This is a genomic window from Pseudomonas sp. NPDC089422 (genome assembly GCF_044749405.1).
Classification (GTDB): Bacteria; Pseudomonadota; Gammaproteobacteria; order Pseudomonadales; family Pseudomonadaceae; genus Aquipseudomonas.
The window spans coordinates 169944-192687 of record NZ_JBIVHW010000013.1 but is presented as its reverse complement, the minus strand read 5'-3'; the positions used below and the strand labels follow the sequence as shown (position 1 = coordinate 192687).

Genomic DNA, 22744 nt, shown 5'->3' with positions numbered 1-22744 from the left:
GCTTGTTCGTTCGGGCTGGCCCATTTGGCCCCAGGGATGTATCCCAGGCGTATCAGGAGAGCGAAGGTTTTGTAAGCGAGTAGGCATGGCAGGCGCCTTGATACAGAGCGATACAAGCGCCTGCCGGGTGCAGAAGTCAGCGGCGGTCCAGCAACTTGGCCAGCGCGAAGGTCGCCACCACGGCCAACACCACGGCAGCGGCAATGGCCGGCACGGAGCCCCACTGTTCGATGAAGCTGTTCACCGTCAGGTAGAAACCCAGCACGCCCACGCCGCCAATGGCGTTGCCGCGCACGATCGCACCCAGCTCATGGTGCCCACCCTGCACATGGGCGAACACCGCCAGCGGCCAGGCGATCACCGGGATCGGCGCCAGCAGGCCGCTGGCCACCGGCCCGAGCCACTCGGCGCTGGCGGTGATCGCCACCAGCAGCGCGGTGGCCGTCAACATGCGCATCGGGATCACCCAGCGTGGCAGTTGCACCACCTTGGCGGTGCCGGTGGGCGCCGGTTGCGAGGTAACGACGATAATCAGGCTGAGCAGCGCCAGGGTCACCACCACCGACAACGCCACCCAACCCAGGTGGCTCATCAATGCAGCCATGGCTGCGTATACCGCCAACGCGGCGATGCAGCCGGGGAATGCGCCGATTCGTCGCGTCACCCGGTAATAGAACAGGTAGGTCGCCTGCACCGCCGCCAGGCCAGCCAAGGCCCCAGGCACGGCCTGCAAGGCGAAGCCGGGGCCCTGTTCGAGGCTCAGGAACAGCACGACCAGGGCTGAAGTGACCGGCAGCCCGGAAAGCAGCCCGCCGATTTGCGTGCCCCAACGTTTGGCCGCCAGCGAGATGGCCAGCATGAGCGTGGGGGTGATGAGAAACTTCAGGTAAAAGGCAGTCATGGGGAGATAGTGCGTTTCGACAAGGAAGGGGGCCAGGTGCATCGGCGCCCCCATGCTAAACGATGCACGCTGGCTTTTCGCGGTTTTCTCAGCGGCCCGGCTGCGCGACCTCGGCCATCACCTCGGCACGGGTGGTCACGTTGCCAAAGTGATGCTTCCAGAGGTCGGTACCCAACTTGCCGGAGCGGTCCAGCGATGAGCCGACAGTGAGGTCGGTCACCAGGGTCGGGCAGAGCCCGGCATCGAACAGCGCAAAGCCTGCCGCCAGCACGCAGGTTTCGGTCTGCATGCCGCACACCAGCACGCGCTCAACGCCAAGCTGCCGGATGTGGGCGATGGCCTCGGCGGTCTGGCCATAGCCATGCTTGATGAACACCTGGTCGACCTCGACCAGGCACTCGTCCTCGGCCGCCGGGTGCCAGCCGAGCTGGCGCTGGAACGGCGTCACCTGCTCGTCGTGCAGTTCGACCGAGGCGATCGACGGAATGCTCGCTGACAACAGGCGAATCCCGTCCACCAGCCATTCGGGTGGGCTGAAGGTGGACTGGACATCAACGATGAGCAGTACCTGCTGCATGAACGACTCCTGAATGCTTAAAACGGCCGCGGAGTATATCTGTTTGAATGGCCGCTGGTGGAACCAACCCTGCTCTGTGTATGCTGGCCACGCCCGAGCCCGATGCAGCGGACGCCCCTATGCCTGTTGACCTGCAAGCACTTTACCCGAAGCTGATCCAGCTGATGCTCGACACCGTGTTCGTGGTCGACCGGGACAACACCATCGTGTTCGTCAGCAATGCCTGCGAGGCCTTGCTCGGCTACCGTGCCGACGAACTGATCGGCACCCCGATCACCCGCTACATGCACCCCGAAGACCTGGACGCCACGCGGGCCTCGATCATTCGGGTGATGAACGGCCAGTCGCACAGCGACTTTCGCAACCGCTACCTGCGCAAGGACGGTGGCGTGGTACACATCCTCTGGTCGGCCTTCTGGTCCGAAGAGGTGGGGGCGCGCATCGGCGTGGCGCGCAACATCACGGCACTGACCCAGGCCGAGCAGCAGTTGCGCTTTCTCGCCCACCATGACCCGCTGACCCGGTTGTGCAACCGCTCGCTGTTCAACGAGCGGCTGGCCAGCGCCCTGGGCCACGCGCGCCCGTTTGCGCTGCTGTTCGTGGACATCAATGACTTCAAGGGCATCAACGATGTGCACGGGCACGCCATCGGTGACCAGGTGCTGTGCGCCGTCGCGAGGCGCCTGGAAGACTGTGTCGGCGAACAGGACACGGTGGCGCGCATGGGCGGCGACGAGTTCACCGTGCTGCTGACCGACTTGAGCTCGGCGGGCGCAGTAGCCGAAAAGATGGCCCAGATCCTCGCCGCCATGGCAACACCACTGGCCAGCGAACAGCGAGCGCTGCCCATGCCGTCCTGCAGCATCGGCGTGGCCTGCTATCCGGACGACGGCGCAGACATCGACACCCTGCTCAACTGCGCCGATGACGCCATGTACCGCAACAAGCGCCGTCGTTCCGCGGCGCGGTAAACGGTTGCCGGTAATTGCTGCCGGCAGGTTCCCGCTGTGGCATGCTGCGCGCCCCGTACGACAGGCCCACACAGGTACCCCACCATGACCCAAGCCACCGACCAGGCATTCTATGATCGCGCCGATGCGCATATCGACCTGGCCAACCAGCAGCTCGACACCCTCGCCGATATCGGCAAGGTCAGCGCCTCGATGACCTTCGCCGCCAGCCGCTTCAGTGCCTGGCTCAGCGCCCGCAACTTCAAGTCCGGCGCCGAAATGGCCGCCGCGCGCGAGGAAATCCTGAAGTACTTCAGCGAACAGTACCGGATGATGCTGGAAGACAACGTCGACGAGTACATCGAGCAGTTCGACCGCTACGTGCTGGGCAAGGACAGCTGAACGTCAGACCCTGAACCGCCCCACCAGCGCCGTCATCTCCCCGACCAGCCCTGACAACGCCTGGCTGGCCTCGCTGGTCTGCTGCGCACCCGCCGCCGACTGGCTCGACAGCTCGCGGATGTTCAGCAGGTTGCGATCCACCTCGCGCGCCACCTGCGCCTGTTCTTCGGCTGCGCTGGCGATCACCAGGTTGCGCTCGTTGATCGCGCCGATGGCGCTGTAGATGCCCTCCAGCACCTGGCCTGAAGCCAGGGTGACATCGAGTGTCGACTGGGCCCGGCTGGTGCTGGCCTGCATCGACGCAACAGCCGCTTCGGTACCCTGCTGCACACGGCCGATCATCTGCTCGATTTCCTGGGTCGAGGCCTGGGTGCGGTAGGCGAGCGTGCGTACTTCATCGGCGACCACGGCAAAGCCGCGCCCGGCATCCCCGGCGCGGGCCGCCTCGATGGCCGCGTTGAGGGCCAGCAGGTTGGTCTGCTCGGACACCGAACGGATCACTTCCAGCACCTTGCCAATATCCCGGACCTGCCCCACCAACTGCTCCAGGTGGCCACTGCTGGTCTGGATTTCGCGGCTCATGGCCTGGGTGCCGTCGATGTTTTCGCTGACTTGCTGACGGCTTTTCTCCGCCAGCTGGTTGGACTCATGGGTTGCCTGGGAGGTCGTGACCGCATTGCGGGCGACCTCCTCCACCGCCGTGGTCATTTCGGTGACGGCAGTGGCGGCCTGTTCCAGCTCCTGGCCTTGCTGGCGCAGGTTGTTGACGCTTTGTTCAGTAATCGTGTTCAGTGCACCCGCCGCACCGGCCAGTTGCCGGGTGCAGCTGCTGATCTTGCCCAAGGTATCGCGTTGGCTCTGCTGCATGCGCTCCAGCTCATGAAACAGCTGGCCGATCTCATTGCGCTGACGCACCTGCACCGGCACGCTCAGGTCGCCACCGGCGATCCGCTGAAAATGCCGGCCCGCCTCGCCCAGCGGGTGCAGCACGCGCTGGGCGATGAAGGCCCAGCACAGGCCGGCAAGCAGCAGCGTCACCGCCAGCAGCGCCAGGCTCAGCTGTTGTGCACGCTCCAGGCGACGGTCGGATGCCTGCATGATCTGCTGGCCGCGTTCGCTCAAGGCGGCGACCAGTTGCTGGCGCAGCGCCTGCAGCCGGCCCATGGCGTTGCCAGCATCGGTGTTGACCTTGAAGTACTGCTCCAGCGAGCGTTGACGCGTGGCTTCGCGCTGCCCGGCTACCGCCTTGGCATACTCGCCGAAGGCGGCTTGCAGCTCGCTGGCCACCGCGTGCAGCGCCGGTTCGCGGGCGTTGTCGACGAACTCGTCGATCAACTTCTGGCTCTTGTCGTTCAGCTCGACCGACAGCGCCATGCGTTTGTTCGCACTCTCGTCATGGCCGCCCAGTTGCTCGATGAAGCCCGACGACACGTTGGCACTGGAGCGGATAGCCATCAGCAGTGCATTGTTCAGCCGGTCCGACTGGTGTGCGGTCTGGTCGAGTTCGGTGATCTGCTGGTCGCTGCCCAGCGCGGCCCGCCAGGCACTGACGGTGGAAAACAGCAACGTCAGGCTGAACAACAACAGCACCCAGAACATTCCGGTACGGATCTTCAGGTCGGCAAACATGCGGGCAGTACTCCTTGTTGACGCCACTTCTGGTCGAGGTTTCGACGGTGGGTGAGCAGCTATCGGAGTTGCCGTGGCAGGCTTGAGTGCGCGAATGCGGCTTGTGTTCGATAACCGAACGGATGTTGCTGGTGCCTTGCGCCGGGATGCGCGAAGTGATCCGCGTATTCAGCAGTCGTGCAACTCACGGGCACGCTGCGGTGTCTCGCGCGACGCACCGCAGAGGCCAGTTGCGTTTCATGATCTCAAGCTGGAACAACGTAGCGGACTGACGCCCTGCCCAGCTAGGGCTGCAGCGCCGGTACCGGGTTGCTCTGCCCGAGCCGTTCGTCATAGCGCAACAGGCGCCCGGCGTTGGTCAGCACCAGCAGCGTGCTGAGGTTGTGCAGCAGCGCAGCGACCATGGCCCCCGCCGCGCCCAGCAGGCCGAATGCGGCAGCGACCACAATCGCCAAGGTCCAGCCCAGGCCGATCAGCACATTCACCTGGAGTGTGCGTCGGCACTGGCGGCTGAGGCGGATACAGGTGGCCAGGCGCCGCAGGTCGCCGTTGATGAGCACGATATCCGCTGCGGCCAGGGCAATGTCGGCACCATTGGCGCCCATGGCCACCCCGACCACACCGGCCTTCAGCGCCAGCGAATCATTGATGCCGTCACCCACCACCAACGGGCGGAAGCCCAGCTGCAGTTCCTGGTTGACGTGGTGCATCTTGTCTTTCGGCAGGGCTTCAGCCACCACACGCGTCATGCCGACCTGCTCGGCAACGGCTTCGGCGACACGGCTGCGGTCACCGGTCAGCAGCAACTGACGCTGCAGGCCAAGCTCGCGCAGCTGCTGCATCGCCTCTGCAGACTCTGCCCGCACATGGTCGGCCAGCAGCAGCCAGGCGAGGAACTGCCCGTTCAGCGCCAGGCCGGCAATCGGGCCGTCATGCTCGGGCACGGGCGGCACCTGCAGGCCCAGCTGGCGGAACAGCTCCGGGCGCCCCAGGGCCGCTTCACCCTCGGCCGTGTGCGCCACCACGCCAAAGCCCTGGCGTTCGTGGATGTCCAGCAGGGCCAGATGCTGCTCATGGGGCACCAGCGTCGCCAGGGCCCGGCTGACCGGATGGCTGCTGGCGGCGCCGAGGCTGGCCGCGAGGTTGACGATATCGGCCTGGGGCACTGCCGCTGCAGTACCGACCACGCTGCGCAGACGCAGGTCGCCATAGGTCAGCGTGCCCGTCTTGTCGATCACCAGCGAAGACAAGTCGGCCAGCTCCTCGAGAAAGGCCGAACCGCGAATCAGAATGCCATGCCGGGCAGCGACGGCAATCCCCGCCACCGCCGTCGCCGGCGCCGACAGCACCAGTGCGCACGGGCAGGCCGCCACCAGCACGGCCAGCATGGCTTGGGCATCGCGGGTGATGAACCAGGTCACGGCGGCAATCAGCAACACCAGGACCAGGTAGCGCCCGGCGTGGCGTTCGAGCAGCCGGGTAATGGGCGGCTTGGCTTGCTCGGCGCGCTGCATCAGGGCGATGACCTTGCCCAAGGTCGAGTCATCGCCAACCCGGGTAACCTCGACCCGCAGCAAACCGTCCAGGTTGATCGAACCACCATGGACATCCATGCCGCTGGCCACTTCCAGCGGCACCGCCTCGCCGGTGATGGGCGCAGTATCGAGGCTGGCCTGCCCCTGCAGGACACGGCCGTCGGCTGGCACGCGGTCACCGGCGCGCACCTCGACCTGGTCACCTGGCTTGAGGCTGGCGTTATCGACCTCGCGCACCTGGCCATCGGCATCGATGAGCCGCGCATGGCTGCGGGTCAACTGCCCCAGCGCAGCAATGGCCTCTTGCGAACCCAGCACGCTGCGTTCTTCGAGCATGTGCCCGAAGATCATGATGATCGGCAGCAGCGCCGCGGTGGCCAGGTCGCCGGTTGCCCAGGCGCCCAACATGGCCAGGGCGATCAGCTGATCGGTAATGCCATGCAGGCTGGGGTGCAGCAGGCTGTACCAGGCCGAGCGCAGCACCGGCACCGCCACCAGCAGCGAGGCAGCGCCCAGCAGCAGTTGGCTGACGCCCTCTTGCGTCGGCGCCAGCCAGCGCCAGACCAGCCCCAGCCCCAGCAACCCCAGGGCCAGCATCGCCAGGCTCAGCTGGCGTGCGGCGGTGCGCTGCTCGGCCTGCGACAACAGGCCGGACGTGAGGTGGGAATGGGCATGGTGATGGTGCCCGTGACCATGGCAGTGATGAGTACTCATCGCGAGCAGCTCCAGAACTGGGGAAAAGGCGTCGTAGTCATTGCGCAGGGCCCTGCAGGATCATGTGCCCGGCGTCATCTTTGTTGACGGTGGTGACCGACCCGGCGTGCGCCAGGATCGCCGGCACCCGCTCACGGTAGAGGCGCAGCAGCAACTGCGGATCCTGCTGCCGGGTCAGGCCAACGATCGTCGCGGTGGCGGCCTGGGCGCGGGACAGGCGTTCACTCGCTTCGGCCTGGGCCACTTGCACGGTGCGGTCGGCGGCCTGGGTGGCCTGCTGCAATTGGCGCGCGGCCTCATTACGGGCCTTGGCGACCGCCTGCTCGGCCTGCTGGCTGGCGGTGAGCACCGCGTTGAACGCGCTGACGGCCGACCACGGCAGCGACGACTGGATGTCGACCCGCACCACCTCGATCCCCAGGCTGGCACCGGCCGAACGCAGCCGCGCCAGGCTGCCATTGATGCCTTGCTGCAGGTCACCGCGCAGCCGCTCGCGTTGATCGGCCAGACGGGCATCGCCGCCGACCAGCTCGGGCCGGGCGACCAGGATGGCATCCATGTCGCGGGAGGCGCAGATCTGCACGGCGTTGCGTTCCACCAGGCGGTCCAGGGCGGGTTGCACATGTTGCCCCTGGCGCGCGTAGGCGTAGGGGTCGCTCACCGTAAAGAACACCCGCACGTCCAGCTGCACCGCCCCGGCATCGCCGGTCAGCAGGTAACCGGAGCCTGCCGTGGCATCGCTGGCCAGGGTGCCATCCTTGTCGGACTTCTGCGCAAGCTCCGAGCGCAGCAGTAACTCTACCCGGCGTTCGCTGACCCGCGCTGCCGAGGGCAACATCACCACTTGCTCGAAGGGCTCAGGCCAGGCCAGCAACAAGCCCGCATTCTGGATGCGCGCCTCGGCCCCCAGGCGCAAGACCACCGCTCGGTTCTCCGGTCCTATCTGGCGCACATTGCCAAACAGCCAACCCACCGCCGCCAACAGCGCCACCACGTACAACGCCAGGAAGCCGATACGCCCTGATTGCAGCCAGGGGCCGGCGGGCAGCCTGGCCGACAACGGCTCACGGCTGGCCATGGTCAGCCCCCGCCGGCAGCACAGGCCCCTCTACCAGGGCGCGGAACGGTGCCGCGTCGGTGCGCAACACCAGTTTCGTGCCAGGGTTGATGACCGAGCCGAGGGTGTCGAGCGAGCGCAGCATGGTGTACAGCTGCGGCGCACCGGCATAGGCCTTGCCGTAGATGTCTGCCGCCTGCACCTGCGATTGCGCCTGGATCTGCGCGGCCTTCACGCTGGCATCGGCCTGCAGGATGCGCGCATCACGCTCGGCGGCCGACTGGATCTCGGCCGCCTTGCGCTTGCCTTCGGCCGTGCGCTCGGTGGCGATGGTCTCGCGCTCGGCACGCATGCGGTCAACGGTGGCTTCGAGGGTGACCTTGGGCAAGGTCAGGCGCTCGATGCCCACTTGCACCACGCGCACCCCATAGCTGTTGATCAGTTGCTGCTCGATCTGCTCACGCAGGCGTTGCTCGAAGCCATCGATGCGCACCCGGCTGGCATCGACGTTGACCAGGTCGGCCAGTTCGAAACCGCTGGCGGTGGTTTCCAGGGCCGAGCCCACCAGGGTGCGGATCTGCCGCGCCGCCTCGTCAGGCTGGTTCTGCACCGCGCGCATGAACAGCTGGATGCTCTGCGGATCTGCCGCTACCTGCCAGGCGACATAGGCCTGCACGATGATGCGCAGGCCATCCCGTGTGCCGACATCCTGCAGCCCGCTGGAAGTGGTGCGCAAGCGCAGGTCAACCGGTACCGCGGCCTCGAACGGCACTGGCCAGCGCCAGTTGAGCCCGGGGTCGATCAGTACCCGCGACGGGTTGCCGAAACGTGTGATGACCGTTGCTTCGCCGACACGCACCTGCACGAGGCAGGCCGTCGCGGCCATGATCAGGACCAGCAGCAGCGCTATCCCGACACGCAGCCAGGCAGGCCGGGCACGGTCGTCATTATCGGCATGATCGTGATTGTGGTCGTGATCGTGATCGTGGTCGTGGTCGTGGTCGTGGTCGTGGTCATGACCATGTGCGGTATGGGAACTCACGGGTTACGCTCCTGGATACGGCCGGATGCGGGTTTCGTTTGCGAAGGGTCGATGGGCGCTGCAAAGCTGCGCAGGTCCAGGGTCGGCGCCTGGTTCGCCGCCAGCCGGTGATCGATGATCAGGCTGCTCGCCTGTGCCATGCCTTGGGACAGCCGCTCCAGGTACTGTTCGAGGATGAACGCCTGGCCAGCGTGCAGCCAGGCGGTGTGCTCGGCGTCGAAGCGCAGTGCGGCGGTGTCGGCCTTGGTCTGGGTTTCATGGGCTTCGGCCATGGCCTTGTCGGTCAACGACGTGGCACTCGTGTGGGCTTCATCAAGCTTCTGCGCGGCCTGCCCACGGTCACGGGCGACCAGCGCCTGGGCGGTGATCTGCGCAGCCTGCACGGCATGGTAGGCATTGGCCGCACCGGCTGGCGGGTGGATCGCCTCCACCGAGGTCGCCAGCAGCTCCACCCCGGTATCCATGCGGTCGAGGTCGGCCTGCACCGCACGGCCGATGTCACGGCCGAGCTCGGCACGTTCGGCACCCAGCAGAGCATCCAGCGAGCGCCCGGCAAAGTCGTGCACCAGCACCCGATTGGCCACGCTGCGCAGCAGTTGCTCGACGTTGGCCGTGTGATAGGCCGCCGCCAAGGCCGCCGCGTCGCTCAGGCCGATGCGGTAGATGAAGCGCACGTCCATGTTGACGATCTGGAACCCCTGACGCCCGCCATCGGCACCGGCAATCACCTGTGAGTTCTCGCTCAGGTGCGTGGCATCCCACAGTCGGTTGGCGGTGGTCGGCGGCGCACCGTCGGCAGCCGCCAGGGGTTCGCTGCCCCCCTCGGCGGTGGTCGTCGCCAATTCATGGATGATGCTGTTGTCCACTGTCAGCACGTTGCCAAACGGCCAGGGCAAGCCGACATGCAGGCCTGGCGGGTACACCGCCACGGGGTTGCCAAAGCGTTCGTAGACGCCGCGGTTGTTGGTCGGCACCTCGACGATACCGGTCAGCAGCCAACCGACCAACGCCACCAGCGCCGCCACCGGCAGGAACGCCCGCCGCATGAAGGCGAACGCCCAGACCTGGCGCAGGTCGATGCCCAGGCGCTCATGCAGTTCATCCTGCAGCACGGCCAATGGCCGCGGTGGCCATTGCAGGAAGTCGCCCACCAGGCTGCGCGCCACCAGCGCTGGCTCTTCACCGGGGCGCGCGGGGCGGAACATCGCCAGCACTGCCCGGGTCAGCAACTCGAGCGCTGCCAGGCCAGGCAACAGGCCGATCAGCACCGCCAGGCGGGCCGGCCACAGCCGCTCGCCGTCGATACAGGCCAGGCAGGCAATGGTCAGTACCTGCACGGCAATGACCAGCCGCAAGGTAGCGGCAAGCGCTGCGGCTTCGGGCCAGGTCGCCTCGCTTTCAGCCATCAGGTGGCGTTCGAGCACGACCAGGCAGAATGCAAAAACGGCCAACAGGCCGATGGCAACCCATGTCACCTGCCCTGCCAGCGTCGGCGTCGGCAAGTCGAAGCGCCATGCCCCCTTGATCAGCAGCAGTGCCAGGCACGCCAGGCCAATGAGCCAGGGTGTTTCTGCGCCAAGCCTGCGCCATTGCTTTCGCCAGGTATCGGCGACCTGCCGGCACCAGCGATCGAAACGGCTGAGCGAACCAGGCTCGACAGTTTCTTCGCTAGCGCGCCAGAACAGCAGCGGGATGGGCACCTGGCCCATGGCAGTCGCGCGCCAGCTGGCCACCTGCCAGGCCGACTGCGCGGCGCCCGCCAACAGAAGCAGCACGGCGCCATTGACAGCGAGCAAGACCAGCCAGTAAGAGTCGGGGCTGAATACCCCGATTAGCCCCTGCAGTAACGCCAGCAGTACAGCAACCGCCAACGCCAGGTACATCAGCTGCCTCAGCTTGCGTGCATGGACCATCGCACGCTGAAAACGGGGGTGATCAGCGAGGTCGGCGGCCTCAGTGTCTAGATCGACTCTCATTAAGACTCCAGGAAAAACCAGGCTTCGCAAGTCATGAGCCGAAGGAGCTGACGGCCACCGGTGACGAGCGGCGTAACGTTATAACGACAAATGTAAAAAAATTGTCGCAAAACGTAAAATTGGCATCTGGGCCTCGTGCCGAACACTTACAACCCTCCCCCAATAACCTGCTCAGACGCTGCGCGTCACGCCACCATCGACCTTGATGTTTTGCCCAGTGATGTAGCCAGCACCGTCGCTGGCCAGGAAAGCGATGGTGGCGGCGATCTCCTCACTGGTGCCATAGCGCTTGAGCGGTACGCTGTCGCGGCGCTGCTCGGTGGCCGGCAGGCTGTCGATCCAGCCTGGCAGCACGTTGTTGATGCGCACATTATCGCCAGCGAACTGGTCGGCGAAAATCTTGGTGAAAGCGGCCAGCCCCGAGCGGAATACGGCTGATGTGGGAAACAGGTCAACAGGCTCGAAGGCCCAGGCGGTGGAGATGTTGATAATCACCCCGCCCTTCTGCTTTTGCATGTAAGGCGTCACCAGCCGTGTCGGGCGAATGACATTGAGCAGGTAGGTGTCCATGCCCTTGTGCCAGTCTTCGTCGCTGATCTCCAGGATCGGCGCGCGCGGGCCGTGCCCGGCACTGTTGACCAGCACGTCGATGCGCCCCCATTTCTCGACCACCGCATCCACCAGGCGTTGCAGGTCCTCGACCGACTGGTTGCTGCCGGTGACGCCGATGCCACCCAGTTCGGCGGCCAGCGCCTCACCCTTGCCCGACGAGGACAGGATGGCGACCTTGAAGCCGTCAGCGGCCAACCGACGTGCCGCTGCAGCGCCCATGCCGCTGCCACCCGCAGTGATGATTGCTACTTTTTCTACAGACATGCTGCCTCCTGGAGTAATGGAACCGTGCTGTTGCAAGTTTCATCACACTAGCAGCCACCCGCTGAATGAGGGAGGCAGGCAATGCTTGTAGAGGCAGTAGATTAACTATCGCCTACCTGGCTTTTGAGCCACCCTCTGACAAGGCCCAGTGCTGGCGCCTCCTGTGCCTTGCGTGGCCATACCAGGTAGAACGCCTTGTCCAGCCGCAGCTGCTGGGGGAACACCTGCTCGAGCCTGCCCGCAGCGATGTCAGCCTTGACGAAGGCGTGGCTGGCAAGGGTAATGCCCTGCCCGCCAATGGCGGCGTCGATGGCCAGCGATGTCTGGTTGAAGCGCACACTCTTTGACGTCGGCTTCGGATGATCAGGAAAGAAGGCGGCCGTGAAGTGCGGCCAGAAGTTGTGCCCATCGTGCAAGGCGACAAAGCGTTGCAAGGCGGCAAAGCTCTCTGGCCTGCCCATTTCAGCCAACAATCCCGGGCTCGCCACCGCGACGATCCGTTGCTCCATCAGCAACTCGACGTTCAGCCCGCCACCGAACGGCGGCTGCCCGTAGCGCACGGCGATGTCGACGCCATCGGTATGGAAATGCGAGAGGCGATCGGTGGCGAGCAGGCGCAGATCGATGTCAGGGTGGGCCTCGGCGAAGTGGCCGAGCCTTGGAATCAGCCACTTCGAGGCAAAGGTAGGCGTCACGCTGACCGTGAGCTGGGACGGCGCCGGGCGCAGCAACCGGGTGGCTTCGTCGATCATCCCCAGGGCGCTGCGGATACTCGCCGCATAGCCACGCCCGGCATCGGTCAGGCCAACGCCCCGCGGCAGGCGCTCGAACAGGCGCACCTGCAGGCTGGCTTCCAGCCCGCGCACCTGCTGGGCGACTGCGGCCTGGGTCACGCCCAGCTCTTCGGCGGCGAGGCGGAAGTTCAACTGACGCGCCACCACCTCGAACACGCGCAGCGCATTGAGTGACGGCAACCCGGGGAAACCAGCAGGCATGGGAATGGATTTTCTATCGGCCAAGGTCTCCCGAGGCTATCACGCTTCAACCGCACCCGGGGTATCCCCTTCGCAATCCTTCGACACGGTTTCTTCAGAGCGGCACCGGAACAGGCAGTAAAGCGCGACGGCGTGGGTGCAGAAGACTCACCGGGTCTTGTCGGCCACGGATACCGCCGTCGAAGTCCGGGCCTTCTGCGCGGCCTGGATCAACTGGACGTTGCGATTGCGCAGCGCGGTGTTGCTGCCAACGCGCTGGTTGGAGCGCACCGCCAGCACTTCGGCCTGGTCATACTGCCCCTGCTCCAGGCGCAACACGCCCAGGTAGTGCAGCGTGGCGGGGTTGTTCGGCTGGATCTGCAGCGCACGCTCCAGCGTGGCGGCGGCCTGGTCCAGCTTGCCTTCTTCATATTGCCGCGAGGCGGCTTCTATCAGCTGGGTCGAGGCCTTGTTGCTGCGCACCGGGGCCAAGTATGAACCCGCCAGCACGCCTTGACAGGTGACGGCGCTGAACAACAGGAGCAGTGCTGGCAGCAGGCGCTGGCTTGGCATGGGATGGGCACTCAACAGGTCCGGGAAGCGCCAGGTGATGTTGGCGAGAGCTTACAGACCGGGCCCGCAGGATGAAGTTCCCGAGGTACAATGCGCGACCGACGCTGCACATCAGAGATGGACAATGAACCGCCAGAAGAAACTCAAACAGCTGCTCAAGGCCCACCAGAAAAAAGCCAATGCCAAGCTGGCGCCCAAGAGCAACAAGCCCAGGTACATCAGCAAGGCCGACCGGCTGAAGCTTGACGCTGAAGCGGCAGTTGTACCGAACGATTCAGACACACCAACGGCCCAGGCAATCGCCTGAGCCTCGGCCCGTACCACCACCGACGCTGCGTCTGCTTGTTTCATCAAGAAAGATCTATCCATTTTCGTGAATTCCTTTTCATGACGGCGGGATTGATCGTATACGCAGTTGCTGGCCCAGCGGCATACGCCCCCCTGCCGTATTGACCGTATGCCTCGTCACCGCCCTCCCAGTCAGTGGCGATTAAAGAAATCTTAATGTTTCTCAGGCATTTGCCGCCTTTTTGCCAGTTGCTTGCGACTGGCACTGCCATTGACCTGCAAGCCAACTGAACCATACTGGCTCACGTGGCGACACCTGCCCTTCCCAGCCCCTGACGCTAGAGACCTGATCATGGCCCGCCTGTTCACCCCGTCGCCAGGCCTGCGTAACGCCGCGCCCAATCGCTGGGACTGGATCCTCCTGCCGCTGGTGCTGGTATTGCTGGTGCTCGCCGCCTATGGCGCCATGCAGATGAGCCGGCCGTTCGTGGTCGGTGAGGCGCTGCCGATTTCCCTCGACCCGGTCAACCTGCCCTACTACCTGATGCGCACCATCCTGCGGATGTTCATCGCGCTGGGCTTCTCGCTGCTGTTCGCCTTCCTCTTCGCCGCGCTGGCGGCCAAGTATCGCGCCGCCGAGAAGGCCATGATCCCGCTGCTGGACGTGTTGCAGTCGGTGCCCATCCTGGGCTTCCAGGCGATTGCCATCGCGCCCTTCATCGCGCTCTTCCCGGGCAACCTGCTGGGCGTGGAATGCGCGGCGATCTTCGCCATCTTCACCTCCCAGGCGTGGAACATGGCGCTGAGCCTTTACCAGTCGTTCCGCACCGTGCCGCCGGAACTGAACGAGGCTGCGCGGATCTTCCGCCTCTCGGCCTGGCAGCGCTTCTGGCGCCTGGAGTTGCCGTTCGCCATGCCCGGCCTGCTGTGGAACATGATGATGTCGATGTCCGGCGGCTGGTTCTTCCTGGTCGCCGCCGAGGCCATCTCGGTGGCCGGGCAGGACATCAAGCTGCCCGGCATCGGCTCCTACATCGCCGTGGCCATCGACCAGCGCAACCTCGGCGCCATTGCCTGGGCCATCGGCGCAATGCTCACCGGCATCCTGCTGTACGACCAGCTGTTCTTCCGCCCGCTGCTGGCCTGGGCCGACCGCTTCCGCTTCGAAGACACCCAGGGCGACACCGCGCAGCGCTCCTGGGTACTTGGCTTTGCCCGCCGCAGCCGCTGGTTGAGCGCCGTCAGCGAGCAACTGGCGAAGGGTTTCCAGAACGCCATGGGCTGGTTCGCCCAGCGCCACGACGGCACCGTGGCGCGACGCCAGTGGCTGCGCCTGCCCAGCTGGTGGCCGCGTGCCTGGGACGTGATGCTGGTGCTGGCCTGCGCTTTTGCATTCTTGCGCCTGGGGCTGTTCGTGCACCAGGACGTCGGCTGGGGCGAGGCCCTGCACGTGCTCGGCCTGGGCCTGATCACCCTGTGCCGGGTGATGCTGCTGATCGGCCTCGCCTCGCTGGTGTGGGTGCCGCTGTCGATCTGGATCGGCCTGCGCCCCCGCTACTCGCAGAAGGTCCAGGCGCTGGCGCAGTTTCTCGCCGCCTTCCCGGTCAACCTGCTGTTCCCGCTGGTGGTCATGGTGCTGGTGCACTTCCAGCTCAGCCCGAACATCTGGCTCAGCCCGCTGATGGTCTTTGGTACCCAGTGGTACATCCTGTTCAACGTGGTCGCGGGCGCTGCGAGCATTCCCTATGAACTGCGCCTGGCCGCCGACAACCTCGGCCTTCGCGGCTGGCTGAAATGGAAGCGCGTCTACCTGCCGGCGGTATTCCCCAGCTTCGTCACTGGCGCCATTACCGCCAGCGGCGGCTCCTGGAACGCCAGCATCGTCGCCGAGTACGTCAGCTGGGGCGATACCTCGCTGGTGGCCAACGGCCTGGGCAGCTACATCAAACAGATGACCGACGCCGGCGACTTCCACCGCATTGCCTTGGGCATTGGCGTCATGTGCATCTTCGTGATGCTGTTGAACCGCTTCTTCTGGCGCCGGCTCTACCTGCTCGCCGAAAACCGTCGTTGAGGACCTGCCATGAAACAAACGCTGATCGAACTCAAGGGCGTGAGCAAGGCCTTCCAGGCCTCCGACGGCACCCCGCGGACCATCCTCGAAGGCGTCGACTTTCACCTGCGCGAGCGTGAGATCGTTGCGCTGCTCGGCCGGTCCGGTTCGGGCAAGTCGACCCTGCTGCGGATCATCGCCGGCCTGGTCGGCGCCGACCGTGGCATCGTCAACTACCGCGGCCTGCCAATCCACGGCCCGGTGGGCGGCGTGGCCATGGTCTTCCAGACCTTCGCGCTGTTCCCCTGGCTGACCGTGCAGCAGAACGTCGAACTCGGCCTGGAAGCCCAGGGCGTGTCAGCAGCCGAGCGCGAGCGCCTGGCCAACGCGGCACTGGAGCTGATCGGCCTGGCCGGCTTCGGCGGCGCCCTGCCGCGCGAACTCTCCGGCGGCATGCGCCAGCGCGTGGGCATCGCCCGCGCCCTGGTGATGAACCCCGAGGTGCTGCTGATGGATGAGGCTTTTTCGGCGCTCGACGTGCTCACCGGCGAAACCCTGCGCGACGACATGCTCGAGCTGTGGGAAGAACAGCGCATCACCACCCGCAGCATCCTGGTGGTGTCGCACAACATCGAAGAGACGGTGATGATGGCCGACCGCATCCTCATCCTCTCCAGCGACCCAGGCCGGGTGCGCTCGGAACTGCACATCGACCTGCCACGTCCGCGCAATGCCGACTCTGCGCAGGTCCGCGCGTTGATCGACGAGGTCTACGCGCTCATGACCCAAGGCCCCGAAGCCATCGCCGCCGCCGGTGCCCCGCCGGCCGTGGAGCTGGGCTACCGGCTGCCCGACGCCGATATCGCGCGGATGGAGAGCGTGCTCGAGCTCATGGCCGGCGAGCCCTTCAACGGCGAGGCCGACCTGCCGCACCTGGCCGAGGAAACCGCGCTGCCCGACGAGGTGCTGTTCCCGATCTACGAGGCCCTCGGTCTGCTCGGCTTCGCCCAGGTGATCGAGGGCGACATCCGCCTCACACGCCAGGGCCGCAACTACGTGACGGCTCGCCAGGCACGGCGCCAGGACCTGTTCGCGCGTCAGTGCAAGGGGCGCGTTTCGCTGATCAGCTACATCCTCGACAGCCTCCACCTGGAGCCCGCCGGCCTGCTGGAAAAGACCGTGCTCGACCGGCTGACGGAGTACATGGACGCCGAGGAAGCCGAGCGCGTGCTCAAGGTGGCCATCGAGTGGGGGCGCTATGCCGAACTCTATGAGTACGACTTCCACACGCGCCGCCTGACCCTTGCGCGGGAGATCACGGGCGAGCACTGATTGCGGCGTGAGGCTTGGGATGTGTTAGCCGGCCTGGCGGCGCATGGTGAGAATTGCTGCGCCAAAGCCGATGAAGGTCGTCCCGACGACCCGGCTCACCCAACGCGACAGCGCCGGCCGGGTCAGCACACCCTTGGCCCGCGAAGCCAGCGCGGCATAGAGGCTCAACGAGGTCAGCGACAACGCCACGAAGATCCCGGTCAGGGTCAGGAACTGCGGCAGCAACGCTGCGCCCTGATCGATGAACTGCGGGAACAGCGCGGTGAAGAACAGGGTCGCCTTGGGGTTGGTGACGGCGGTCAGGAACGCCGACTTGTACAACTTCAAGGGGTTCGGCTTGTTCACCTTCGCCGCCGCCTGATCCACCAGCATCGGGCTTTTCTGGAGCAACTGCCGGGCACCGAGGTAGAACAGGTAGCCCGCACCCATCAGTTTGACCGCGTTGAACAGCATCTCGGAGCTGGCCAGCAACGCCCCCAGGCCAAGCATGGCTGCCGCCGACAGGCAGAACAGGCCGGTGCCATTGCCCAGTGATGACCACACAGCACTGCGCTGGCCGTGGGCGAGGCTGTTGTTGATGGCCATCAGGGTGGCGGGCCCTGGGCTGGCAATGGCGATTGCAGCGACCAGGGTGAAGGCGAGAAGCGAGTGGCTATCCATGCGGCAGGCTCGGGAAGGTTTCGAAGCGTGCATCTTACACAAGCGCAGCGGCTTCAGTCGTTACCTTGGCGCTTGGTGTTCTTCTTGGCAATGGCCTTCATCCGCGTGGCCGCGCGTTGCACGGTGGCCATCTTCTCCGGGCGCTTCATGCCGCGCCACTTGCGGATTTCCTCACGGGTGCGGCCGCAGCTCACGCACAGCTCGCTGTTGAGCTGGCAGAGCGAGACGCAGGGGTTTTCGATGTCTTTGGCCATGGCGGGCTCCAATCACGGCAGCGGATCATACCCTGTGGCAGCAGCCGGGCATACTCAAGCTGCCACGGCACGCCCGCCCAGGCGCCGCCAGACCAGGCGGCCGACGGTGATCGACCAGTTGGCCAGGGCGATCACCAGCAGCAATTGCAGCAGCGCCGGCATGCCTGCCTGGACGATGACCTTGCCAGCCAGCAGCGGGAAACCGAACACACCAACGAAATAGGCCAGGCTGAACAGCACCAGCGACTGCGCTGTCTGCCCGCTGGGCGCTTCGTTGGCTGCCAGGCCGTTTATCACCGAATAGGTCAGGCCATAGCCGATACCCAGTACCACTGCCGCCAGCACGTAGGCCGCCGCGCTGTCGACGCCGTACAGGAACATCAGCACCGACAGCACCATCAATGCCGTCAGCAGGCAGGCCATGCGGTACGGGTCACGCTTGACGATGAAACCGGCAATCAGCAGCCGGCAGGAGATCGCAGCCGACATGAAACCCAGGAAGAACAGCGAGTAGTCCAGCTGCCTGGCGCTGGCGTAAGAGGTCTGGAAGCTCGACAGCCCACCGAAGATTGCGCCCCCCAGGCCAACCATGAGGATGGCGAAGGCGGCCTTGGAAGACAGCACCGCACGGGTGGCTGCCGGGGTGATCTTGCATACCGCGACGGCGCCGGTTTTCAGCTGCTGCATGCGCGGCCCCATCAGCAGGAACATCACGCCACCCAGCAGGCTGGCCGCCGCTGCAGCGACGAAGGCTGCCTCTACCGGGTAACCCAACGCCTGCGCCGCACGCCCCAGCAACGGCCCGGTGCCGATGCCGGTCATCATGCTGCCCGAGAGCAAGGCAAAGTATTTGACCCGCCGTGCCGGCTCGATCAGCATCGCCACGATGATCGGCCCCAACGTGTAGAACAGGCCCCAGCCGAAGCCCAGCAGCAGGCCACCCAACAGGATGGCCGTGCCGAACCCGGGGGCGGCGGCAAAGCTCAGGCAGGCCATGGCAAGAAACACCGCGCCACCGGCCACGGCCTTGGGTGCGCCAATCAGGTCGGTCAGGTGGCCGGAGAAGATCACCGCCAGAAACGTGCTGAGCATGGCGGCGGAAATCACCGTCCCGGCATCGGCTTCGCTGGCACCGTGTGCGCGCAGCGTCATGGCCAGCAGAAAGGTGGTGCCGTAGGACAGCGAAAGCAGGTAGCTGCTCAGGCAAAAGGTGGCGAACAGGCCATTGGCGGGTGGTTGACTTGCCGACATCGGGCATTCCGGTTGTTTTTGTCGAGTGGGTTCAGGCCTTGTGCCAGCCAGTTGGAGTGTTGGGGCTGGTATGTGTTCGCCGTTGTTTTTTTAGCGCCTGTGAGATCGAGCGCCGCCCGCGCGGCGCATCGCAGGCAAGCCTGCTCCTACATTTGTTTCGGGCCAGTGTTCATGTTGCCTTCGCGCGCGACCCCTTGGCGCATGCCTCGATCTCGTGGTGAACAAACAAGGCGTTCGCGCGCTATGGTGCAGGTGCAACTGGCCCGAAACAGATGTAGGAGCAGGCTTGCCTGCGATGCGCCGCGCGGGCGGCGCTCGATCTCACAGGCGCTAAAAGGGTAACGGCGAACCCGCTGCCAGCCCTCACACGCTTAACTGGCTGACATGAGGGTCGGACCTGATTTTTATCACGGGGTATTTGTCGCTTTGGTATGAAAACACCGGAGTAAAGCGCTGCAGACTCAGAACATTGGCCCAAGCGACAGCCGATCATTTACGCCGGAGCACCGGCAACCGCACCAATGACCACCCCGCCTCGGACTCGGCCAGCGCCAGGCGAATGCCATCGCGCGGCAGGGTGTTCAACAAGGCCTGGGCCAGGTCACCGACCATCCAGTTCGCCGTGTTCGAGGCAATCACCCGCCCGTCCGCCGAGATCAGCACCGCCTCATGCTCCAGGCGCATCAGGCTGCGCACCAGCAGGCGCTCGACGTTGTGCAACGACAGGTCCAGCCCGGCCACGCCGATGAAGCGGCCCCGCACTTCGATCGGCATGGTGAAGGTCAGCACGTACATGTTGGTGCCGTACAGGTCCACGTACGGTCCTTCCACCACGCTCTTGCCGGTCTTCATCGGCCGGCTGTACCAGGGCATTCCGGTGTAGTCGTAGTAGTTCTCGCGGCGCCGATCGAAGTTCGGTCGCAGCGGCAGGGTCTTGCCGCCGTCGGCCAGGTACCACCATTCCAGGTGCATCTCGCGGTCGGCCAGGCCGTTGGGCTCGACGATGATGCCGCCGCCACAGCCAAAGGCACCGGTGCTGAGCAATTGCTGGTCGATGGCCGGGCGCAGGGTCGCGAGGTCCTTGGCGCAAGGCTGGCGGCCCTCGGCCAGCACCCGTTCCCATAGCGCTCGGGTTTCTTCCACCAGCTGGCGGACCTGGCCGAAGATGGTTCCCAGGGTGTGGTCCAGCTGCTGGGCACAGGCTGACAGCGGGTCATTGTCGCTCAGGGCAAACATGGCATTACCTCACGCAGGTACAGCTTTGTTGTTATGGACGGCTCAGTCCTGCCCGTCGGCCAGCAGCTCCAGACGCAGGCTGATCAGGCGCTTGATGCCACGGCTGACATGGGCTTCGGCCAAGGCGCCGGCCAGCACCGCATCACCGGCGACCAGCGCTTCGAGAATGGCCCGGTGTTCGTGCTCGACCACCGTCACGTCTCCGCCGCCAGCGGCCTCCATCCACAGCAGTTCACCGACTTCCGACTGCAAGCGCATTTCCGCGCTGGTCAGGCGCAGCGACTGGGCAGCGGCGGCCACTTCGATATGAAATCGTGCATCGGCGCGGTGCCGGGCCAGGCGCGAACCGGCCTGGCTGAGGGTTTCGATATGCTGGGCGATACGTGCCTGCTGCTCCGGCGAGCTGCGCTTGGCGGCCAGGCGCGCCGCCGTGCCGGAAATCGCCGTTTGCTCATCGCCCAGGTCGCGCAGGTCGGGGCCGCTCATGTCGCGCAGGCGTTGCAGCAGCAGCGCCTCGGGCAACTCCACCGGGGCGCAGACAAAGCTGCCGCCATTGCGCCCGCGTCGGGTCTCGATCAAGCCACGTTGGCGCAGCACCACCAGCGCTTCACGCAACGTCACCGTGGCGACGCCCAATTGCAGGGCCAGTTCCGACTCACTGGGCAGTTGCTGCCCCTCTGCGAACATCCCCAGCTCGATCGCCTCCATCAGGCGGCGCGCCACTTCATCGGTCCGCCCTTCCTGGCGCAACCGGATGAAGGCGGTGTTACGAGCACTATTCAGGGCAGTCATTGCCTCTCCCTATCGAGCATTGCCGGGCGGGGCGCGGGCCTCGGCTAAAAGGTTCAGTTTCGCATCTTATAGCGAACGGGCCAGCGCCCGATACCGATTTGCCGGCCATTCTACCGTCTGGAAGTGGATTTTCGCAGTGGTTGGCAAACTAAAAATATTAAGATATGGTTTCATAGGTTTAGATTTCTACCAATAAGACCGACCAAGGAATCCGCCATGCAAACCAAACTCCTGATCAACGGCCAGTTGGTCGACGGGCAAGGCAGCCCGTACGCCGTTTACAACCCGTCCGAAGGCACGGTGCTGGTGAATATCACCGAAGCCAGCGCTGCCCAGGTGGATGCTGCCGTACAGGCCGCCGACCAGGCCTTCGTCGGCTGGTCGCAAACCGCACCCAAGGACCGCGCCCAGTTGCTGCTCAGGCTGGCCGACCGCATCGAAGCCGAAGCCGCCACCCTCGCTCGCCTGGAGTCGCAGAACTGCGGCAAGCCGTACCAGGCGGCGCTGAACGACGAAATCCCGGCCATCGCCGACGTGTTCCGCTTCTTTGCCGGCGCCAGCCGTTGCCTGTCGGGCTCGGCCGGCGGCGAATACCTGCCGGGCCACACCTCGATGATTCGCCGTGACCCGCTCGGCGTGGTCGCCTCCATCGCGCCGTGGAACTACCCCTTGATGATGGTCGCCTGGAAGCTCGCCCCCGCGCTGGCCGCCGGCAACTGCGTGGTGCTCAAGCCCTCCGAGCAAACCCCGCTGACCGCCCTGGCGCTGGGCGAGATCATGGCCGAACTGTTCCCCGCTGGCGTGGTCAACATCCTCTTCGGCCGTGGCCCGAGCGTCGGTGAACCACTGGTCAACCACCCCAAGGTGCGCCTGGTGTCGCTGACCGGTTCCGTGGCCACCGGCGCACGGATCATCGCCAGCACCGCCAGCAGCGTGAAGCGCACTCACATGGAGCTGGGTGGCAAGGCGCCGGTACTGATCTTCGACGACGCCGACATCGATGCCGCCGTCGAAGGCATCCGTGCGTTCGGCTTCTACAACGCCGGCCAGGACTGCACCGCAGCCTGCCGCCTGTATGTCCAGCAAGGCGTCTACGAGCAGTTCGTGAGCAAACTGGGCGAAGCCGTGGCCAGCCTGCGCATGGGCCTGCAGGACGACCCCGAAACCGAGCTCGGCCCGCTGATTACCCGCGAGCACCTGGAGCGCGTCGAAGGTTTCGTCGAGCGCGCCAAGGCCCAGCCGCACATCCGCCTGGTCACAGGCGGCCATCGGGGTGCAGGCGACGGCTTCTTCTTCGCGCCGACCGTGCTGGCCGATGCCCGCCAGGATGACGAGATCGTCCAGCGCGAAGTGTTCGGCCCGGTGGTCAGCATCACCCCGTTTACCGACGAAGCCCAGGCCCTGGCCTACGCCAACGATTCCGACTACGGCCTCGCCTCTTCGGTTTGGACCCGCGACGTCGGCCGCGCCAACCGCCTGGCTGCACGCCTGCAATACGGCTGCACCTGGGTCAACACGCACTTCATGCTGGTCAGCGAAATGCCCCACGGCGGCATGAAGCAGTCGGGCTATGGCAAGGACATGTCGATGTACGGCCTGGAAGACTACACCTGCGTGCGCCACGTGATGTTCAAGCACTGATTGTCGACTTTGGTCATAAAACATATAAAAC

General features: G+C 65.3%; 20 protein-coding genes and 1 pseudogene. 6 read left to right on the top strand and 15 right to left on the bottom strand.

Going from position 1 to position 22744, the window contains the following annotated elements; translation table 11 throughout:
* Positions 1-136: 136 nt before the first annotated feature.
* Together ACIPZ8_RS23220 and ACIPZ8_RS23215 are read right to left on the bottom strand one after the other, a co-directional pair.
* Positions 137-901, bottom strand: a complete 765-nt coding sequence (locus tag ACIPZ8_RS23220) for a hypothetical protein (RefSeq protein WP_400728080.1) — start codon at positions 899-901, stop codon at positions 137-139.
* A gap of 88 nt (positions 902-989) precedes the next feature.
* On the bottom strand, positions 990-1478 hold the full coding sequence (locus ACIPZ8_RS23215) for an isochorismatase family protein (protein ID WP_400728077.1): 489 nt from the start codon (positions 1476-1478) through the stop codon (positions 990-992).
* Positions 1479-1597: 119 nt separating this feature from the next.
* On the opposite strand from ACIPZ8_RS23215, the gene ACIPZ8_RS23210 reads away from it, so the two are divergent.
* The gene (locus ACIPZ8_RS23210) at positions 1598-2449 is read left to right on the top strand and encodes a diguanylate cyclase domain-containing protein (protein WP_400728074.1); all 852 of its coding nucleotides are present in this window, start codon (positions 1598-1600) and stop codon (positions 2447-2449) included.
* Between the two features lie 84 nt (positions 2450-2533).
* Positions 2534-2830 carry a DUF3144 domain-containing protein gene (locus tag ACIPZ8_RS23205; protein ID WP_103447561.1) on the top strand — a complete coding sequence of 99 codons (297 nt, stop codon included), beginning with the start codon at positions 2534-2536 and terminating at the stop codon, positions 2828-2830.
* Positions 2831-2833: 3 nt separating this feature from the next.
* On the opposite strand, the gene ACIPZ8_RS23200 is transcribed toward ACIPZ8_RS23205, so the two are convergent.
* From ACIPZ8_RS23200 to ACIPZ8_RS23165, 8 genes and pseudogenes are all read right to left on the bottom strand, one after another.
* The gene (locus ACIPZ8_RS23200) at positions 2834-4459 is read right to left on the bottom strand and encodes a methyl-accepting chemotaxis protein (RefSeq protein WP_400728071.1); all 1626 of its coding nucleotides are present in this window, start codon (positions 4457-4459) and stop codon (positions 2834-2836) included.
* A gap of 284 nt (positions 4460-4743) precedes the next feature.
* Positions 4744-6708, bottom strand: a complete 1965-nt coding sequence (locus tag ACIPZ8_RS23195; RefSeq protein ID WP_400728068.1) for a heavy metal translocating P-type ATPase — start codon at positions 6706-6708, stop codon at positions 4744-4746.
* 37 nt (positions 6709-6745) lie between these two features.
* Positions 6746-7786 (bottom strand): protease modulator HflK, encoded by a 1041-nt coding sequence (gene hflK / locus ACIPZ8_RS23190; protein ID WP_400728065.1) that lies wholly within the window; start codon positions 7784-7786, stop codon positions 6746-6748.
* Complete coding sequence (hflC, locus tag ACIPZ8_RS23185; protein ID WP_400728062.1) at positions 7773-8807, bottom strand: protease modulator HflC; 1035 nt, start codon at positions 8805-8807, stop codon at positions 7773-7775. Before hflC ends, hflK begins: the two co-directional genes overlap by 14 nt.
* A complete protein-coding gene (locus tag ACIPZ8_RS23180; RefSeq protein WP_400728059.1) occupies positions 8804-10783 on the bottom strand; it encodes an SPFH domain-containing protein in 1980 nt (659 codons plus the stop codon). The genes hflC and ACIPZ8_RS23180 overlap by 4 nt, the downstream gene beginning before the upstream one ends.
* A gap of 171 nt (positions 10784-10954) precedes the next feature.
* Positions 10955-11659 (bottom strand): SDR family oxidoreductase, encoded by a 705-nt coding sequence (locus tag ACIPZ8_RS23175; RefSeq protein WP_400728056.1) that lies wholly within the window; start codon positions 11657-11659, stop codon positions 10955-10957.
* Positions 11660-11760: 101 nt separating this feature from the next.
* Entirely contained in the window at positions 11761-12654 is an 894-nt protein-coding gene (locus ACIPZ8_RS23170) for a LysR substrate-binding domain-containing protein (protein ID WP_400728053.1), read from the bottom strand.
* Between the two features lie 180 nt (positions 12655-12834).
* Positions 12835-13206, bottom strand: a pseudogene (locus tag ACIPZ8_RS23165) (tetratricopeptide repeat protein); the annotation flags it as partial.
* 124 nt (positions 13207-13330) lie between these two features.
* On the opposite strand from ACIPZ8_RS23165, the gene ACIPZ8_RS23160 reads away from it, so the two are divergent.
* The 3 genes from ACIPZ8_RS23160 to ACIPZ8_RS23150 all read left to right on the top strand — a co-directional run bounded on the left by ACIPZ8_RS23160 (position 13331) and on the right by ACIPZ8_RS23150 (position 16879).
* Positions 13331-13513 carry a DUF2986 domain-containing protein gene (locus ACIPZ8_RS23160; protein ID WP_400728050.1) on the top strand — a complete coding sequence of 61 codons (183 nt, stop codon included), beginning with the start codon at positions 13331-13333 and terminating at the stop codon, positions 13511-13513.
* Between the two features lie 333 nt (positions 13514-13846).
* Positions 13847-15568, top strand: coding sequence for an ABC transporter permease (locus tag ACIPZ8_RS23155; protein WP_400728047.1), 1722 nt, complete (start codon positions 13847-13849; stop codon positions 15566-15568).
* 9 nt (positions 15569-15577) lie between these two features.
* Positions 15578-16879 carry a nitrate/sulfonate/bicarbonate ABC transporter ATP-binding protein gene (locus ACIPZ8_RS23150; protein ID WP_400728044.1) on the top strand — a complete coding sequence of 434 codons (1302 nt, stop codon included), beginning with the start codon at positions 15578-15580 and terminating at the stop codon, positions 16877-16879.
* 24 nt (positions 16880-16903) lie between these two features.
* On the opposite strand, the gene ACIPZ8_RS23145 is transcribed toward ACIPZ8_RS23150, so the two are convergent.
* The 5 genes from ACIPZ8_RS23145 to ACIPZ8_RS23125 form a co-directional block, all read right to left on the bottom strand.
* A complete protein-coding gene (locus tag ACIPZ8_RS23145; protein ID WP_400728042.1) occupies positions 16904-17539 on the bottom strand; it encodes a LysE family translocator in 636 nt (211 codons plus the stop codon).
* Positions 17540-17592: 53 nt separating this feature from the next.
* Positions 17593-17793, bottom strand: a complete 201-nt coding sequence (locus tag ACIPZ8_RS23140; RefSeq protein WP_400728039.1) for a DUF1289 domain-containing protein — start codon at positions 17791-17793, stop codon at positions 17593-17595.
* A gap of 54 nt (positions 17794-17847) precedes the next feature.
* A complete protein-coding gene (locus ACIPZ8_RS23135; RefSeq protein ID WP_400728036.1) occupies positions 17848-19044 on the bottom strand; it encodes an MFS transporter in 1197 nt (398 codons plus the stop codon).
* A 489-nt stretch (positions 19045-19533) separates the two neighbouring features.
* A complete protein-coding gene (locus tag ACIPZ8_RS23130; protein ID WP_400728033.1) occupies positions 19534-20280 on the bottom strand; it encodes a cache domain-containing protein in 747 nt (248 codons plus the stop codon).
* 42 nt (positions 20281-20322) lie between these two features.
* Positions 20323-21072 carry a FadR/GntR family transcriptional regulator gene (locus ACIPZ8_RS23125; protein WP_400728030.1) on the bottom strand — a complete coding sequence of 250 codons (750 nt, stop codon included), beginning with the start codon at positions 21070-21072 and terminating at the stop codon, positions 20323-20325.
* A 216-nt stretch (positions 21073-21288) separates the two neighbouring features.
* Between ACIPZ8_RS23125 and ACIPZ8_RS23120 the strand changes: the two genes are divergently transcribed.
* A complete protein-coding gene (locus ACIPZ8_RS23120) occupies positions 21289-22713 on the top strand; it encodes a gamma-aminobutyraldehyde dehydrogenase (RefSeq protein WP_400728027.1) in 1425 nt (474 codons plus the stop codon).
* Positions 22714-22744 lie beyond the last annotated feature (31 nt).